The sequence below is a fragment of the Bacillota bacterium genome (assembly GCA_033549065.1).
Classification (GTDB): Bacteria; Bacillota; Dethiobacteria; order DTU022; family DTU022; genus JAWSUE01.
Genome location: JAWSUE010000003.1, coordinates 117,892 through 134,710 on the forward strand (window position 1 = coordinate 117,892; position 16,819 = coordinate 134,710).

Genomic DNA, 16,819 nt, shown 5'->3' on the forward strand with positions numbered 1-16,819 from the left:
TCTAAAAACCTTCCCCGCGGAGTTTGCTGAAACCAAGCTCATTGGTCGAACCGATTATTGCCTGAATTTCGACCTGCAAACTGCCATCTTCTTTAAGCGCTCCGGCGAATCCACCGGCTATCAATTCTGCAGTACTAATGTCACCAATTATTCTTTTACGGGGTGGCAGTTCAATTGTTTCATTGGCATTTCCGACACTGATGACAGCATCAGCTTCGGGCACCGCATCAGCAAGAGATTGAGAAGCGCCATCACGTCCGGCGTATTCATCAGTTATCAGAACCGTTTTAATTCCAAGGGTTTCAAGCTTACGGCAATTCATTACAAGGTCAGTATCTGGATTTCCAAAACCTTCCTCTGATACAATAGCTCCATCGGCTCCAATCATTTTAACCAACCCAGCTGCATAACTTGAAGATCTTTCTTTGTCGGCAAGCGTAACATTTTCATTGCTGATTACTACACCAATAAAAGATAGTTCCTGACCATGATACTTGAATAGTTCTCTAATAACAGGGTTATTCTGGTGATGAAAGGTAGTATTTTTATCACAGGCAGAAACGCAGTTACCGCTTACTATGGCGCCATCGAATACCTCTGCTGGATTGATCAGCGTAGGGATGATCCTTTTGGCATCTACTCCGTAAACGTAGGTGTCATGCAGTAATCCCTGGGTTTGGAGCATGTAAAGGTAGGCTACTTTAGGCAATGCAGGATATTTTGCTGCATTCTCAAGAATAGAGCCTGTATCATAAGTTTCAATATGATCTGGCTCAATATTACTCCCGGCTTTTCCTAGATATGCTGCTGCTTCTAAACCGGCCATCCGTACTGTCTGCTCATGTTTGTGCTGGGCTAATCCTTTTTCTGGAGTGATAGTAACAACAAGATTCAGGGTTTTTGAAAATGGTGTATACTCAGCTCCGGGTCCACTCATGTCGATTATTCCTTCCTGGAAACCGACAATTTTCCCGGTTGTCACTACAGCAGTACCGGCAAGGACATGCGTCCGCCCATTACCAACTTTCTCAACTTTGCTGATAAAACCGGGAAATACACCTCCGGGTCCTTTGACCTTTACTCTCGGCTCGATTACATCTTTTACCGGAATGATTCTTACATCATCACCGGGTTTGGCCAGGTCCAGCTCAACATTTTCGATATTCGGATCTTCTTTCAACAATTCTGTTAATTCTATTTTGTTTATATAAAGACACCTGCTATGAACCTCAGTTTTGTCGCCAAATGCAATATCATCAATTTTTAATATCCCTAACTCAAGGCACACTAATTTTCCTCCTCTCTCTAGTTATTATTTCTGTAATTCTGTTATTCATCCAACTTTCTAAGACAATCGGGCTTTCAGGACAGGACTATACCGCTTTCCAGGAACGCTTGCAGGTGCAATAGATCGACCATGGCATAATCTAAAAGAATTTCTTGATCATTAATCCCAGATAAATCTGTTTTTGTTTTATGGTAGGTTTCTATACTGTTTTCAATATAATAAAGGGATTCTAAATCAAGTTGTGCTTTTCCACTGGTCAAAACAATTGTCTTATACGGCATAGTCCCCGGTTTAAGGCTACCACTTAACGGATGCATTAATAGACGATGTCCCTTGTGGATTAAATCCCTCACATTGAAAAACAGCTGTAGTATAGTTCCTTCAACGCAGTACACATTAAAGTCTTGATATGATTTCGCTATTTCAGGATTGTTCGTCATAATCATAAAATCCATACCAATCGACCTTTCCAACCCGGGTTAAAGTAATGTACCTTAAACCACTCAGCAAGGCAGGTGAATTTAGCTGCTTTTTGCTGCCACTTTCACCCAACCTTTGATATCAACTTTCCCTGATTTGTTTAACGATTTTAGTAATCGCTTCCTTATCAAGAACCATCTCCATCATTCCGACCTGTTGTTGATATACTTTAGGGTCGATATGTTCTTTTACCTCGTCTTCAATAATGTGATACACGGGGAGTCTCAACGAAACTCCGGCTAAGGGACCTGCGTAAGTGGGATCTCCATTTGTAACAGTCTCTGCATAGATTTCCGCACTTTTTTCATCAGGGGAACCTAGAATAACCATTACAACATCTTTATCACTCTGTTCATCAACCGTTTTTTTGATAATCCCCTGATCTTCCAGATCCATAGCTCCAGCTGCCGTTCAGACAAAGCATTGTGTGAGCTGTAGAACAGGTTCACCGCCTGCTGTCTTTATGCATTCAGCAATCGCTGAGCCCGGTACTCCGTCTCTTTCTCCAATGCACAAGACTTTTTTCCCTTGAAACATATTCTCACTCCTGTTCATAAATAATTTATTTTCCACTATTCTTCTCTACTATGAAAGACATCCCATCTGATAAATTTGTCATTTTGGCCAGAAAGAGACTGCCCTTTCCGACAAACATGGCATTATCAATTTCTCCCTGGAGAATTGCTCTGCAGGCATGGCCAAGATACGGAAGGGAAGATGGGATATGTCCTTGAGTTGGTGAATAGCCGGGCATTCCGTGGATTTTCTCAAATTCATCCAGATCTTCGCGCGGTAGCTGCCCCTGCATAACTGCTAATCCAGCAATCATGCGGTAATTATTTTTTGGTACATTTCCACTTCCGGCAGGTTCAGTTATTTCAGGATTGTGCAGTTCTGTTGCATATTTGTTGATATCGGGTATTTTCATCCCCAATTTGTCGAGCGGTTTTTTTACAAGTGATTCATAAATCGCCTGTTGTGAGGAGCCTGCTCCAACTTCATGTTTGCCAATTACATCAAGTCTAATTTGAGGACTTTGCCCATCATCTTTCCCGAGAACTATGGCGAATGCCGCGAGAACATCTTCAAGGATTGGGATCGAATTCGTCAGATGGCCCTTCATCTTCATTCCCAGTTTCGCTAGCGATCCTCCTCCGACCACTACTACATTGTCAAAAATTCCTGATTGAATAAGACTGCCGGCCATTATCATCGTATGCACGGGTGCGCAGCAAAAAGCCTTGATATCAGCTCCTGTACAATTAATACAACCAGATCTTTCAGCCATTGCTTTTGCCAGGTTTCCTGCTCCTCGTTGGTACCTGTCTCCCACACCTTCTTCTCCGGAGTTCATAACAAAATCAACTGAAGATGGATCTAACTTCAATGAGTTGATCACTTTGCGGATCGCCAACACACCTGATGCCTTACAGCTTAAATTTTCTAACAGGATATCAGCTTTAAGGTTGTCATCTTCATCGTGCCCGTCCTGTATGCATCCGACAGTATTTCCCCCGATCTGCAAAGACATTGCTCCTGCCTTGATCTTTTCTTCGATCTTTCCTAACTCAACCCCTGAACCCAAACGTTCAATTTCCGCAGGTTCGAAAAGTTCATTTTTTTCATATTTATTTCTGACCTGATCTGTAAACTCCCGGGATAAATATATCAAATCGAATTCATCTACAATTTTTAACAGGGCATAAAATTCATCCTCAGGCATTATTTCGCCCCAAGGACTTGTACGAAGGCTGCCAGTAAGTAAGTTTTTAAACCATGGTTTTTCATAATTCCATAAATCCTCAGGCTTAATATTTCCAATAAATGCCTGATGAGGAGGATAATCTTTGGCTTCATCGTAACTACGCAGATTTGAAGTGATCCTATCACGTAATGTACTATCTTTGATCAATTCTCTTGTTGGCTTGGAACCATATACAACAAGATCAGGCACATGTGCAATTATATAAGAAAAACCTTTTATAATCGGAAAACCCATAATCGTTATTGACCTCCTTATAAATTTCTTGTTCACTTCGGTTATATCTTTTACATAATAAGTTGACCTAACTGCTCTTTAAAACAAAAAAGACAGAGAAAGCCAACCGGCTTTTTCTCTGTCCCTGTTACCTGAGAGATTGCTCCTTAGCTTACAAAGGGCTTTCCCCGTCGGTGTTCCGCTACTGCGGATGCTCTCCAGAGGTGCATCTCCCGATGGTACTGCAGCCTGAGAGTTTCCCTTCTAAGCGCCAGCTAGAAGGTTGCTCCTTCGGCGTTCGTTATCCGAAACTCTCCCAACGGGTTCATTTGCTTTGATAATATTTTCACATATTTTTTCGGCACTTTTTTCAAAATTCCTTCTTTTTTATAAAAAAAGTGCAATAAGTGTACGAAAAGTGGACAGGCTTTGGATCGTACACTTATTTTGATCAGGCTTTTCCGGAGGAGCCGAAAAGGCGGATTTTTTCGCGGATAATTTCCACTCCGGCATCCCGGGCCGGGCCTAAAACTTTACGGGGATCTATTTCACCGGGGTTATTATCCAGAACTTTACGCATTGCACCGACAAAAGCTTCACGGATATTGGTATCTATATTAATTTTGCGTACTCCCCGTTCAATTGCCTTGCTTATACTTTCATCGGGAACTCCCGATGAGCCGTGCAGGACGAGGGGGCAGGATACCCTGCGGCTGATTTCAGCCAACCGGTCGAAGTCCAGTTTAGGCTCTCCTTTGTACTGCCCGTGGGCAGTACCGACAGATACAGCCAAAGCATCAACCCCGGTTTCCCTGACAAATTGCTCTGCCTCGGCAGGATCAGTAAAAAATGCTTCCTTATCACTTACACTGATTTCATCTTCAGTCCCACCTATTCTTCCGAGTTCGGCCTCAACCGATACCCCGAAAATACGGGCAATTTCCACTACTTTGCGGGTCTGGGCAATATTTTCTTCCAGGGGGTGATGTGAACCATCATACATAACAGAGGTAAAACCAAATCGGATGCACTCCATAACCTGATCAAAGCTTGTTCCATGATCAAGATGCAGAACTACCGGTACAGATACTGTCTCTGAAGCCTGCCTGGCCAAGGAAATAATATAGCCGAGACCGGCATACTTGATTGCTCCCTGGCTGGCCTGAATAATCACCGGAGAGTGCTCGGCTTCTGCAGCGAGAACTATGCTCTGGACAATCTCCATATTGTTGCAGTTAAATGCACCCAGGGCATATCCTCCCTGGTCAGCTTTCTTAAGTAAATCGGCTAACGGAATTAATGACATTGTTTCTTCTGCCTCCATCCGGATTATTTTTTATAAATAATAATCGTCTATTTTACATATTCTCTTCCCTTTTGGAACTACATGGCCAGTTCCCTTCTTGCAAAATCTGCAATCGTACCCGGTTGCCGCTCTAACAGGTGCGTTAACACTCCTGGATTACCCCATAATCCAAATTGGCCATAGTAGATAAACATTTTTTGCAGCGTTTCAACGGCATAGGATTCCATACCTGCTTTTTCTACCTCATTACGCCAGTCACCAAGAGAAACTTCCCGGACACTAATAATCTTTCCAATTCCCTCGCTTATCTGAGCAGCCACCTCAAGCTGGCTAATTCCTTTCGTTCCGACAATTTCATAGATTGAACCTACATGTCCCGGTTCGGTAAAAACTTTAGCCGCCACTTCCCCCAGATCAGCCAGGTCAAGCATGCTTAGCCGGGTCTGCGCCGGGTAAGGAAGAGGATATTCTCCTTTATCCATGATATCGTTATTAAAAGCCAGGATATTTTGCATATACGGGGCTGGCTGAAGAATAGTGAAGTTTAAACCAGATTCAAAGAGCATCTCCTCAACCTTCAACTTCTGCCAGTGGTGAGGCATTTTTCCGGTGTGCGGGTGCAGTACAGAATGATATACAAAGTGTTCAATTTTATTTTCAAGCGCAGCGATTATTGCCTTCCGGCCGATCTCAGTTTCTTCAGGATGCATATTTGGGCATATGTGATAAACAGCATCAACGTCTGCCAGGGATCGACTGTAAACAGCAGGATCAGTCATATCGCCGATAACAGCATCAGCCGCCCCGGCCTTACTTAGTTCTTCAGCCTGTTCCCGACGGCGGACCAAAACCCTGACATCAGCTTTTTTATCTAACAATGATTTTAAAATCGCCCGTCCGGTTTTACCGGCCGCACCGGTAATCAGGATCATTCTTATCACCTCAAACCATCACATTAATAATTTTTATTTACTTTTACTTTTAATTTAACCGAACACATTCCTAAATCCTGCCTGACCGATATTCTAAATATAAATTCAAAGTATAAAACTATGCCTGTTGCATGGAAAACCTGAAAATTATTAACATTATTTGTGATAAAATATTTTTTAATGATTACAATCTTTTCCTGCCGGAGGTATAATAATGCGTTTTATAGTTGATGAACACTTTTTTGCGAAACTGCCCCATGCCTGTTTTGGAGTAGTTGTCGCCAGAAAAGTGAATAACCAGGGGAGTGTATCTGAGATAAAATCATTGCTTGAACAGGCCATAGAAGAAGTACGGAAAAAATTTCAATCATCCAAGCCGAAGGAACATCCAGCAATAACTCCCTACCGTGATGCATTTCAAATGCTGGGAATAAACCCTAATCGTTTTCCATGCTCCGTAGAAGCGCTAATAACAAGAATTGCCAAGGGTGGAAGCCTCCCGGATATTAACCCTGTTGTTAACCTGGTCAACGCTTTCTCGCTTAAATATATCCTTCCTATGGGCGCTCATGATCTCGGCGCTGCTTCGGGAGATATTGAAGTCCGTATCAGCAGGCCTGATGACCTGTTCATACCCTTCGGCCAGAAAGATGCAGAAAAACCGGATGACGGGGAAATTGTTTATGCCAGTGGTAATATGATTAAAACGAGAAAGTGGATCTGGAGACAGAGTGATCAGGGCAAGGTCACCGAAAGCAGCAGGGACATCTTCCTGCCTATTGACGGTTTTGCAAACTACAACCTGGAGTCTGTAATTTCCGCACGGGACGAACTCGCCAAAGTATTAGAAGATTTTTTTAACGCTAACATTAAAACTTTCTTGGTCGATAAAAATTGTAGTAACATCGAACTGTAAATCGGAGATATGATATTGGAGAGAACAGAATTGGACAATAATAATCAATAATACCGAGGCTTGGCCGAAATCTATGATCAAATTATGTGCGGCGTTGATTATGCTGGCTGGGCTGATTATGATGAATTTACCATGATCTGGGAAACAAGTTACGATCGTAATAATGAATTATGGTCTGTCGTGCTGACTCTCTTTCAGAAAAATGATTGTGGTCTCTTCAAAAAATTCCAGGAAAAACACCGGGAGAAAGATTATGAACCCGATCTTATCACAGGGTTGCTTGAGAAATCTGGATTTACATTACTCTGTCTACATCCCACTTATACCTTCGATCAGGTGAATGGCAATGAACAAAAACTAACTTTCGTTGCCGCTAAGTTATAAATCCATCACCGTTTCCCCCAATATATCCCTATTATTTAATAAAAAGGTAGAGAATAACTGTGAAAAAATAATTTTAAATACTATTGCATGTAGTAGAAAGGTATAGTATGATACAAATACTATTGAATTACTGGGGGTTAAAATGAAAGGTCATTTCTTAAGCGGTTACCGTCCGGGCAAGCAGGGTTTGGAAAAAGTCCTTGGCAGTCTCGAATCCGAGGTTATGGAGATCATCTGGCAAAAAGACTGCGCTGTATGCGTCCGCGATGTGCTTGAAGCTTTAAATCCCGAGAAAGATCTGGCCTATACTACGATCATGACAATCATGGGTCGACTGGCTGATAAAAAGCTGCTGACCAAAACCAAGGTAGGAAATGCTTTTTTCTTTCAGCCATCTTTAAGTCGTGATGAATTTACCGGGCAGATTGTCGGAGGTATGATCGATGACCTTCTCACTGATTTCAGCGATGCTGCTTTAAGTCACTTTATACGACGGGTAGAAGAAAAAGACAGGGCTGTTCTTGAAAAACTGGAACAGGCTCTTGCCAAGTCCAAGGAGCAGGATAATGAACATACCACTAAGTGAACTGCATACACACATAATTTATGTTCTTTTCGGGTATACGCTGATCTTCCCTTTATTAATGGGTGTTCTGAAAGTTTTCAAAATCGAAGATCCCCTGCAGCGCTTACGCCTGTACCTTTTGGCATTTCTCACTCCTCCTGCAGCATTCATCATCTACCACACAGTCCTTATTAAACGCTGCCAGGCAGGGCTTCCTATATTCACTACAGATGGTGCATTCCATTTTCTCTGCACCATCTCAACCGGAATGCTAAGCGCCATCTTACCCCTTGGAGGTATTTTACTTCTGGTCGGCACCCTTAAGGCAGGAACAGCTGCACTTATGCTGAGGAGGCTTGAGAGTGAAAATCCACAGGTTGATGATAACTCAAGGAACAGCATAACAAAGATGATCCAGATCCAGAGTTCATCCCTCGGTATTAAACCGCCCCGGGTAGTTTTCAGTAGTAAAGAAGGATTCGCTGCTTTTACAACCGGTTTGCTGAAACCAGTTTTGGTTATTAATAAGAAGCTCCCGGGGAAGCTGAATGAACAGGAACTGGCAGTAGTGATCAGCCACGAACTGATTCATATCAGCCAACGCGATACCTTGAAGAGCTGGTTTTTGCACCTGGTCAGGGATATTACATTTTTTAACCCGATAAGCAATATGCTGCTCAATAAATATCTTGCTGAAAAGGAACTGCTTTGTGATGAGAAAGCAGCCAACCTGATCAAGGTTAATCATAGGGACTTTGCAGCGGTTCTCTTAAAAATATGGAGATCACTTATGGATCAGCAATCAACAAAGCTGGGTCTGGTCAGCGCTTTCGGCGGACGTGGCAGCATGGAAAACCGCATAGAAAAAATGTTACTCAATACTGGAACCGAAAGAAAAATGCCTGGACTGGTTACTCCACTTCTCGGCATAATTATATTTTCCACAACCCTGCTAGCTCTGGGTCTGGTTTGTTGATTAAAAATTTTTTTGGAATCAAATACTACACACAGTAGTAGACTAAAAGGAGGCCACTTTAGAAATATGAATGAGAAAAACAAACAACTAAAATCCAAGAAAGACCAGTTTACTGGATCACCAAAAAGCAAGTTACCCCTTATATTAATTGTAGTTGCCATACTGGGCATCGGAATTTTTTCGATTGTAAGCCTTATGAGCAACCAGGAATCGGAAACCTCAGGATCATTTTTCGGCGAACCTTCGGCTCCAACCCGATCCTATATCGGCAGAGTCGTCACGATGACCAGAGTTGAACCTCTGATTGACGACGCCTGGGCAACTATCACCCTTGAAGAGCTTGAAGAAAAGGATATTGTTTTTTTCGAAGTTGAAAATGATGAAGGATTTATGGTTCCCCTGATGGCCTATATCACTCCTTCAGGCCGTGTTTTTACCGGAAGCAGTATGTGTGAACCCTGCCAGGGACGCTATTTTTCATTAGCCGGAGAAACTCTGGTCTGTGATACCTGCCGTACGACTTATACCATAGAAAATCATGAATTCCTGTCAGGCTCGCAGGCCTGCGGACAATACCCACCGGTATATATGAAACCCGAAGTAGATAACGGATTGGTGAAAATCGCACTCTCAGATATCATGAACTGGGAAATCCGGGCATATTAAACCAACAAAAAGGAGAATTTATAATGAATAAAAATTTTGGGAAACTTGTCAGTATTTTTCTGATTATCGTAGCAGTTCTGCTGGTCTTCTCCATCGTAAATTCAAGGCTATCAGCGCGGCCATCTGAAACTGTATCCCCTCAGCAGAGCGGCTGGATACCCTCGGGAGGTAGCTGTTGCAGTTTCGGTACAGCAGCCAATTCAAATGATCAACTCGCTCTGGCCGGCATGGATTATTATCGGTCCAATGTAGAAAACACGAATAATTTGGAAGCAGTAGTTGATGATTTTGGGTGTCACCAGGAAATAACCATCTATAAAGATGGAGAAGCTGTTATACGTTACGGCTATTCAGGCGGCAGTTTCTATGAGATCGGTCAATAATTAGCGAACGGGGAGAAAACCATGAATCTCTACAACATTGCGTTCAACAACTTCAAACGTCGAAAAGTTAAAGTGCTAATGATCTTATGCGGGCTGGTAATCGGGACAGCAACAGCTATTGCCCTGTTCATGATTGTAGAGTCAATGCGCTGGTCCCTGGGAGATCAAATCGATGAATTCGGGGCAAATATTGTTATTGTTCCCCGTTCGGAAGGGATGGAAATCAACTACGGAGGGGCAGAGATTTCAGAGGTATCGCTTGATTATCAGCGTCTGGTTGAAGATGATCTGAATCGTATATCCGAAATACCAGATTACGACAGTATCAATATCGTTTCACCCAAAATGATTACAGCTGTAAATATTGGAGAAACAGAAGCTCTCTTCGTCGGTATAAAACCCGAAAAAGAGTTTATCATGAAACCCTGGTTCACACTTCAGGACCAGGCAGGTTTGACTTCAAACCAGAAACCGGTTGATCTTGCATTGATTGAACTTCCAGATAATGGTTTGATTCTCGGTTATGAAGCTTCCCGGGCACTTGACCTGCAAAGTGGAGATGAAATCGAAATTAACGGAGTATCCTTTTATGTAACCGGAATAATCAACCCTCTCGGTTCAGTAGAAGATGGACTGATCTATGGAAATCTGGCCACGCTACAAAATATCCTGAACCGTCCGGGAGAAATTTCGATGATCGAGATCTCGGCTTACTGCAATTCATGTCCAATTGAGGAAATCGCAGCTCAGCTAAGTGATATACTGCCTAACGGGCGAGTCACTGCACTCCGCCAGGCTGCCCTTCTGAGAGAAGAAACCATTGACCGTTTCTCCACATTCTCATTTATTTTATCCGGAATCATCTTGTTTATCGCCGCCCTGATGGTATTAACAACGATGATGTCTTCAGTACACGAAAGAACCAGGGAAATTGGCATCTTCAGGGCTATCGGATTCAGGGGCAGTCATATAATTCGAATATTTTTCTTTGAAGCAGGCTTGATCGGTTTAGCCGGAGGACTTCTGGGATATTTAGTCGGAAGCACCATTGCAAAAGTAATCGGGCCCTATCTTACTCTGGGAATAACTCTCAATTCCTGGCAGCCTGACCTGTTACTACCTGCAGTTTTAATATCTGTTGCTGTTGCCATTTCAGCATCTGCTTATCCGGCTCTTAAAGCAGCCAGATTAGATCCCGTTGAATCACTGCGATTTATTTAGGCAGCAGGGATCCTACTAAATGAGGAGGAAAGTGATGAAAAATACATTGATCATCATAGAGAGCTTAACAAAAAATTATATCAGCGGCAGCAATGCTGTTCCCGCACTGCAGGGCGTTTCCCTGGAGATTCAAAAAGGTGAGGCTGTTGCAGTGATGGGTCCTTCCGGTTCAGGGAAAAGCACCCTTCTAAGCATAATTGGCGGACTGAACCCACCATCATCCGGTAAGATCTTAATCGATGATATTGATCTGTATGCCCTCTCACAGGAAAGACGTGCCGATTTCCGTCGCGAATACCTCGGTTTTGTTTTTCAACAATTTCAGTTGATTCCTTACCTAACTGCCTTTGAAAATGTTCTGCTACCGCTAACCACTACCGGTTATTCAAAACAACAAAAGCATGATATGGCCATGCAGTCCCTGGAGAAAGTGAGTATGGATTCAAAATTTGACCGTTTGCCGAACCAACTCTCAGGTGGAGAACAGGAAAGGGTAGCTATTGCCAGAGCAATAGTCAATGAGCCGCCACTGATACTCGCCGATGAACCAACCGGAAGCCTGGATACAAAAACCGCTACAGAAATAATGGAGCTGTTCAGCAGTTTAAATGCTTCAGGTCTTACCATACTGATGGTAACGCATAACCCGGAAAACACAGATTATATGCAGCGAACTTTGACCATGCAGGATGGACGGCTAATCGATGATAATATTTTTTCTTCATCCAAAGTGGTGAGTGTACCATGAACCTCTATCAAATAGCTCTTCGAAATATATACAGGCGTAAAAGTAAAGTGATGTTCATGCTGCTGGGATTAATTATAGGTTCTGCAACAGTTGTATCTGTCTATAGCATTGTCACCGCCATGGAATCTGATATAAAACAACAGTTAACTGATATGGGTGCCAATATTGTAATCACTGCTGACCGGGGAGAACTGACCTTTCAATACGGCGGGATTACGATCCCGGAACTTGTCTTCGATGCAGCATCACTGACTGAAGAAGATCTGGCATCTATAAAGTCAATCCAGGATAACCAATCTATTCTAACAATCGCACCGAGGCTTGTTGGTACGGCATCAGTTGGCGAGAGCAAGATTGTTATAGCCGGAACCAACCTGTCAGCAGAACTTATTGTTAAGCCATGGCTGCAATTTGATGATAATCATGAAGGTACTACTGAAGAAAATGGCGATCTGCCAGAAAATGAAGATATGACCATGGACTTTCAACGCCTGAATCTTGAACGTCTCGCCAGCGTGGAGGATCTTGAAAACAACCAGTTAGTACTCGGCTCAAACATTGCCAGGCAGCTGGAACTTACTTTAAGTGATATTCTGGAGATTGAAGGAAATAGTTACGAAGTAATCGCTGTTCTCGTTGAAAGCGGGTCGTCAGAAGATAACCAAATCTTTATGAATCTGTCGGAAGCGCAAAGAATTCTGCAGAAACCGGGCGAATTAACCCTGATCGAAATATCTTCAGATACTGAACTTGTTGATGAAGAAATATTGATCGGTCAACTGCAGACGGTTCTTCCTCATGCCAGCGTGACCGGTGTTCGGCAGGCTGTTATGGGTAGGAATGAACTTCTGGCCAGTATCTCACGTTTCGGCATCCTGACCGGGATCATCGTTTTTATTACCGGCTTGCTCGTGGTTGTAATGACTCTCTCTGCCGCTGTCAGGGAAAGAACCAGGGAGATTGGCATCTTCAGAGCAATAGGCTTTCGAAGCAAACATATTTTTAAAATAATCATAACTGAAGGAATCTTAATCAGTATTATAGGTGGCATTATTGGATATCACTTGGGTCTTTTCACTGCTAACCTGGCCGGCCCCCTAATTGCCGGCACAGTGCTGGATACGACTTGGCAAATATTAATTTTTCTTCCGGCTGTAATATTTACAGCTCTCGCCGGGGCGATTGCCAGTCTCTACCCGGCATATGCAGCTGCAAATTTGGATCCTTCTGAAGCGCTTCGTTTTATCTAGAAGCTTCGACTTATGAAATTCAGTTAAATGTGAATGCCTCTTTTGGAGAAGGAGTTGCCGGATTGAGTGCCGGCTTATGAATAACGTTTTAATACTCCAAAAGACTATCTACTTGCTTCACAGTTCTTGTTGCTTTAGGCACTGAGCTTGGTTTTATCTCGAATATTTTCAGAGTAAGTTTTAACTTCCACGCCATCTCGTGGTAAAATGTAAACCAGCTTAATAATTCAATATAAATCGGAGAAGGTGATGATAAATTGACAGAAAATGTTTCCCTTAAGGGGAAAAATATTGTAATTATGGGCGTGGCTAACAAGCGCAGCATAGCCTGGGCAATCGCCCGGGCCTTCAATAGTTCCGGTGCTAATCTTGCTTTTACCTATCAAGATGAACGGTATAAAGATAAGGTTGAACGACTGGTGAAAAAAGAAATGCCCGGAGCAATGCTTATCCCATGTAATGTGGCTGAGGATTCTGAATTGGATACCCTGGCCGAAAAGTTGAAAGAAAAATGGAGTGCCCTGCATGTTGTCGTACACAGCCTGGCCTATGCCAAAAAACAGGAATTGGATGGGCTTTATGTCGACACTTCCCGTGAGGGTTTTCTCCTGGCCCACAATATCAGCGCATATTCGCTGGTCGCAGCATCTCAGCGCTTATACCCATTAATGAGCGAAGGAGGCAGTATCATCACCCTTACTTTCCAGGGTTCACAGAGAGTGGTGACCAACTACAATGTAATGGGTGTTGCCAAAGCTTCGCTTGAAGCTAGTGTGCGCTACCTGGCATCCGATCTTGGACCACAGAATATAAGGGTCAATGCCATTTCCGCAGGTCCAATTCGGACAATTTCAGCGAAGGGTGTAAGGGATTTTAATCGACTGTTAGATGGAGTAGAAAACAAGACCCCCCTGCGCCGTCTGGCTACGGCTGCTGATGTAGCGGGTACGGCGCTTTTTCTGGCAACAGATTTATCCCGTTCAGTTACCGGGTCTGTGATCTACACAGATGGTGGTTATCACATTATGGGAGCTTAACAAACTATGGTTATGAAAAAATTAAGTAATACAAAACCTTCGATTGATAAATGGCTTAGTGAAGCAAAAGCAGAACCTGTTGCTTCGAAGATAGGGATGTTTTTAATTCATAATGGTGTTGTACGTCAAACACCTAAAGCAAAGGTTCGCCAGGGGCTTGATAATGGTTCAGTGGTAAAGGGAATGGAATTTAGCTTTGATGCAGAAAAGGTTGAAGAGATTATTACAGATACCTATAAACTAAATGGCGTTTTTTATGTTAAGGTGTGGCTCAATGAAGGCCAGCTTAAGGTAGGAGATGACATTATGTATGCCCTTATCGGTGGCGATATCAGACCTAATGTAGTCGCAGCTCTTCAGTTCCTTGTTGAAAAAATTAAAACTGAATGTGTTACGGAAATCGAACTGAGAGCATAGTTGCTGATGTTCAGACAGAAAATGTTTAATGTTTATGGGAGAGAAGGTCGTTAAAATGGCAACTGAAAACTGGCAGAGCTTCAGGGTAAAAAACAGGCGTGATCAAAAGCTGGCCGCTATGCTCAGAAAAAGCAATACTCCGGATAGCACATTGATTATTGTCTGCCATGGTTTTACCGGTTCGAAAGAAGGCCAGGGCCAGGCAGTTGAGATAGGTGAACAACTCTATAATCGAGGTTACAGCACCCTTTTGTTCGATTTTGCCGGCAGCGGCGAAAGCGAAGGTGTAAACAAGGAACGCACTTTAAGCAACCAGGTTGAGGATCTTGAAGCAATAGTCACATGGGCTAAACAGGAAGATTTTAATCGGATCATACTTAGCGGCAGAAGCTTCGGCGGCAGCACCGTTTTGAGCTACTCTGCTCTCGATAAAGATATTACCGCAGTTTGCACCTGGGCAGCAGTGGCACGGCTGGAACGACTCTTTCTCCCACTTATCGGAGGAAAACTGGAAGGACCGGCAGATGAAGTGATTAAACTGGAAAGTGAGGAAGGCTGTCTGGAATTGAAACGCAGATTTTTCCTGGATCTCAGAAACCACGATATGCTTAAATACGCCGCTGAAGTTGCCCCACGCAGCTTTCTATTAGTGCACGGTACAAATGATGAATCGGTGCCACCGAAGGATGCAGAACTAATTTATGATGCTGCCGCAGAACCTAAAAAACTGGTATGGATCGAAGGGGCAGATCATCGCTTTTCCGGATATAAAGAACAGGTTTGGAAAACTTTCTTCAGTTGGCTCGATAACCTTCCCGCTTAAATCAGGTATAATTATTTTAAGTCTTGTTCAATATTGGAGGAGAAATATTATGAGAACACTATTTATTATCCTGATGGTTTTGGCAGCCATTGTGATAGTCACTGTGGCGCTGCTGAATACCGAAGCTGTTACCATTAACTATCTCCTGGGCCAGATTACATTAACCCTTTCAATGCTGATCATCGGATCCGCTCTGGCTGGTGTCCTGGTTATGATTTTCTTTATGGTTTACCGCAGCATTCAAAACTATATCAAAGCTGAAGGAGCACGCAGTCTGAAGCGTGAACTTCAAACCCGGGTAAAAACCTTGGAAAGTGAAAAAAGAACAATGGAAGATGAGCTGAACAAGCTGCATAAAGAGCGTGAGCTTGCAGCAGAGAAATCCCGAGTTGAACTGGAAACAGCGAAGAAAAAACTTGAAGAAGAGCTAACCCGCCAGCAAAAAGAGCGTGAAGATGCTGAAGCCAAGGAAAAAGCAGAGCTTGAATTGGAGAAAAGTAAGCTTGAAGAAGAGCTAAAAAAACAGCAGGATAATCAACAACAATCTGAAACAGTACAGACAGATGATACACCGAAGAAAAAAGGCTTCTTCGACTTTCTGAAAAAATAGCACTCCCCCATCTTTTGTTTATATCTAGTACAAAACTAGTAGTGCCCTTTTTTTGTATATAAACTAAATTATCATTCCTTTATGTTCGAGAGGAGTATCTAAATATTATGGACAAAGAAAAAGAAAAGATCATCGAAAAAGCCGGGGAATTATGTAATGAGTATAGGGATAAAGGGTTTCACTGCTCTGAATCAACTATCAGGGCAGTAGCTGATGTCCTTGATATCAAGCTGCCCGAAGATCTGCTGCGTGTATCCAGTGTTTTCCGTGGAGGAGGAGGCGGATACGGTGAACGGTGTGGAGCTGTCGAAGCCGGCCTGATGCTCATTTCATACCTTTACGGCCGTACGGATCCTGAACAGGATGTTTCCGATTACAGCTATCTTGCCCGTTTACTTCATGATCGTTATAAAGAGGAATTAGGTAGTTATTACTGCCGAGTATTACTTCCTTTTGCCTATTATCTCAGCGGTGAAGAACAACATTGCGGGTATGTTTATAGAAACGGAGCAAAAATTGTTGCCAGGTTACTGCTTGAAGCAGATGAATTGATCGCTAATATGCCTGAAGAAGAGAAGGCCGGATATGGTGAAGAAGATGAAAAGGAAAAGGAAACAAAGGTAAATGAAAAACTTAAAGACGATGAACAAAAATATTCAGATCACAAAATAAAGAATGGCTAAAATAATCGTTAAACTCACCTGAGGAAATAAGAAGAATGTTGTCAACAACCCCGTCCCCCTGACATTATGAAAAAATTTTATAAAACCTCTTGACAGGTTTTATATTATGCTTTATTATATAACTTAAGTTATCTAACATCTGTTATATTGGAGTGA

At 42.8% G+C, this 16,819-nt stretch carries 20 protein-coding genes and 1 riboswitch; of the genes, 14 read left to right on the forward strand and 6 right to left on the reverse strand.

The annotated features are described in order from the left end of the window. Window position 1: 1 nt before the first annotated feature. The 6 genes from SCJ97_02860 to SCJ97_02885 all read right to left on the reverse strand — a co-directional run bounded on the left by SCJ97_02860 (window position 2) and on the right by SCJ97_02885 (window position 5,984). Window positions 2-1,288, reverse strand: coding sequence for a glycine/sarcosine/betaine reductase component B subunit (locus tag SCJ97_02860; protein ID MDW7738986.1), 1,287 nt, complete (start codon window positions 1,286-1,288; stop codon window positions 2-4). 74 nt (window positions 1,289-1,362) lie between these two features. Then, a complete protein-coding gene (locus SCJ97_02865; protein ID MDW7738987.1) occupies window positions 1,363-1,743 on the reverse strand; it encodes a GrdX family protein in 381 nt (126 codons plus the stop codon). Window positions 1,744-1,849: 106 nt separating this feature from the next. Continuing rightward, window positions 1,850-2,305: a glycine/sarcosine/betaine reductase complex selenoprotein A gene (gene grdA, locus SCJ97_02870; protein ID MDW7738988.1), complete on the reverse strand. Its 456-nt coding sequence runs from the start codon at window positions 2,303-2,305 to the stop codon at window positions 1,850-1,852. Window positions 2,306-2,330: 25 nt separating this feature from the next. Then, entirely contained in the window at window positions 2,331-3,767 is a 1,437-nt protein-coding gene (gene grdC, locus SCJ97_02875) for a glycine/sarcosine/betaine reductase complex component C subunit beta (GenBank protein ID MDW7738989.1), read from the reverse strand. A gap of 206 nt (window positions 3,768-3,973) precedes the next feature. Continuing rightward, a riboswitch (glycine riboswitch) is annotated at window positions 3,974-4,075 on the reverse strand. A gap of 122 nt (window positions 4,076-4,197) precedes the next feature. Next, on the reverse strand, window positions 4,198-5,052 hold the full coding sequence (locus SCJ97_02880; protein ID MDW7738990.1) for a class II fructose-1,6-bisphosphate aldolase: 855 nt from the start codon (window positions 5,050-5,052) through the stop codon (window positions 4,198-4,200). A gap of 77 nt (window positions 5,053-5,129) precedes the next feature. After that, window positions 5,130-5,984, reverse strand: a complete 855-nt coding sequence (locus SCJ97_02885; GenBank protein MDW7738991.1) for an NmrA family NAD(P)-binding protein — start codon at window positions 5,982-5,984, stop codon at window positions 5,130-5,132. Between the two features lie 214 nt (window positions 5,985-6,198). On the opposite strand from SCJ97_02885, the gene SCJ97_02890 reads away from it, so the two are divergent. From SCJ97_02890 to SCJ97_02955, 14 genes are all read left to right on the forward strand, one after another. Then, window positions 6,199-6,900, forward strand: a complete 702-nt coding sequence (locus tag SCJ97_02890) for a phenylalanine--tRNA ligase beta subunit-related protein (GenBank protein ID MDW7738992.1) — start codon at window positions 6,199-6,201, stop codon at window positions 6,898-6,900. A gap of 84 nt (window positions 6,901-6,984) precedes the next feature. Then, window positions 6,985-7,284: a hypothetical protein gene (locus tag SCJ97_02895; GenBank protein ID MDW7738993.1), complete on the forward strand. Its 300-nt coding sequence runs from the start codon at window positions 6,985-6,987 to the stop codon at window positions 7,282-7,284. A gap of 142 nt (window positions 7,285-7,426) precedes the next feature. After that, complete coding sequence (locus SCJ97_02900; protein ID MDW7738994.1) at window positions 7,427-7,870, forward strand: BlaI/MecI/CopY family transcriptional regulator; 444 nt, start codon at window positions 7,427-7,429, stop codon at window positions 7,868-7,870. Next, window positions 7,851-8,825, forward strand: a complete 975-nt coding sequence (locus SCJ97_02905) for a M56 family metallopeptidase (GenBank protein ID MDW7738995.1) — start codon at window positions 7,851-7,853, stop codon at window positions 8,823-8,825. The genes SCJ97_02900 and SCJ97_02905 overlap by 20 nt, the downstream gene beginning before the upstream one ends. A gap of 66 nt (window positions 8,826-8,891) precedes the next feature. Then, complete coding sequence (locus tag SCJ97_02910) at window positions 8,892-9,491, forward strand: Fe-S-containing protein (GenBank protein ID MDW7738996.1); 600 nt, start codon at window positions 8,892-8,894, stop codon at window positions 9,489-9,491. Between the two features lie 23 nt (window positions 9,492-9,514). Next, window positions 9,515-9,874, forward strand: a complete 360-nt coding sequence (locus SCJ97_02915) for a hypothetical protein (protein MDW7738997.1) — start codon at window positions 9,515-9,517, stop codon at window positions 9,872-9,874. A gap of 21 nt (window positions 9,875-9,895) precedes the next feature. Further along, window positions 9,896-11,095: an FtsX-like permease family protein gene (locus SCJ97_02920; protein ID MDW7738998.1), complete on the forward strand. Its 1,200-nt coding sequence runs from the start codon at window positions 9,896-9,898 to the stop codon at window positions 11,093-11,095. Window positions 11,096-11,129: 34 nt separating this feature from the next. Beyond that, window positions 11,130-11,843: an ABC transporter ATP-binding protein gene (locus tag SCJ97_02925; protein MDW7738999.1), complete on the forward strand. Its 714-nt coding sequence runs from the start codon at window positions 11,130-11,132 to the stop codon at window positions 11,841-11,843. Continuing rightward, the gene (locus SCJ97_02930; GenBank protein ID MDW7739000.1) at window positions 11,840-13,093 is read left to right on the forward strand and encodes an FtsX-like permease family protein; all 1,254 of its coding nucleotides are present in this window, start codon (window positions 11,840-11,842) and stop codon (window positions 13,091-13,093) included. Before SCJ97_02925 ends, SCJ97_02930 begins: the two co-directional genes overlap by 4 nt. Window positions 13,094-13,350: 257 nt before the next feature. Then, window positions 13,351-14,130 (forward strand): enoyl-ACP reductase, encoded by a 780-nt coding sequence (locus SCJ97_02935; protein ID MDW7739001.1) that lies wholly within the window; start codon window positions 13,351-13,353, stop codon window positions 14,128-14,130. Window positions 14,131-14,136: 6 nt separating this feature from the next. Then, a complete protein-coding gene (locus SCJ97_02940; GenBank protein MDW7739002.1) occupies window positions 14,137-14,547 on the forward strand; it encodes a molybdenum cofactor biosynthesis protein MoaE in 411 nt (136 codons plus the stop codon). A gap of 55 nt (window positions 14,548-14,602) precedes the next feature. Next, complete coding sequence (locus SCJ97_02945) at window positions 14,603-15,370, forward strand: alpha/beta hydrolase (protein MDW7739003.1); 768 nt, start codon at window positions 14,603-14,605, stop codon at window positions 15,368-15,370. Window positions 15,371-15,419: 49 nt separating this feature from the next. Continuing rightward, window positions 15,420-15,980, forward strand: coding sequence for a lipopolysaccharide assembly protein LapA domain-containing protein (locus SCJ97_02950; protein MDW7739004.1), 561 nt, complete (start codon window positions 15,420-15,422; stop codon window positions 15,978-15,980). A gap of 107 nt (window positions 15,981-16,087) precedes the next feature. Beyond that, the gene (locus SCJ97_02955; GenBank protein MDW7739005.1) at window positions 16,088-16,663 is read left to right on the forward strand and encodes a C-GCAxxG-C-C family protein; all 576 of its coding nucleotides are present in this window, start codon (window positions 16,088-16,090) and stop codon (window positions 16,661-16,663) included. Window positions 16,664-16,819: the final 156 nt, after the last annotated feature.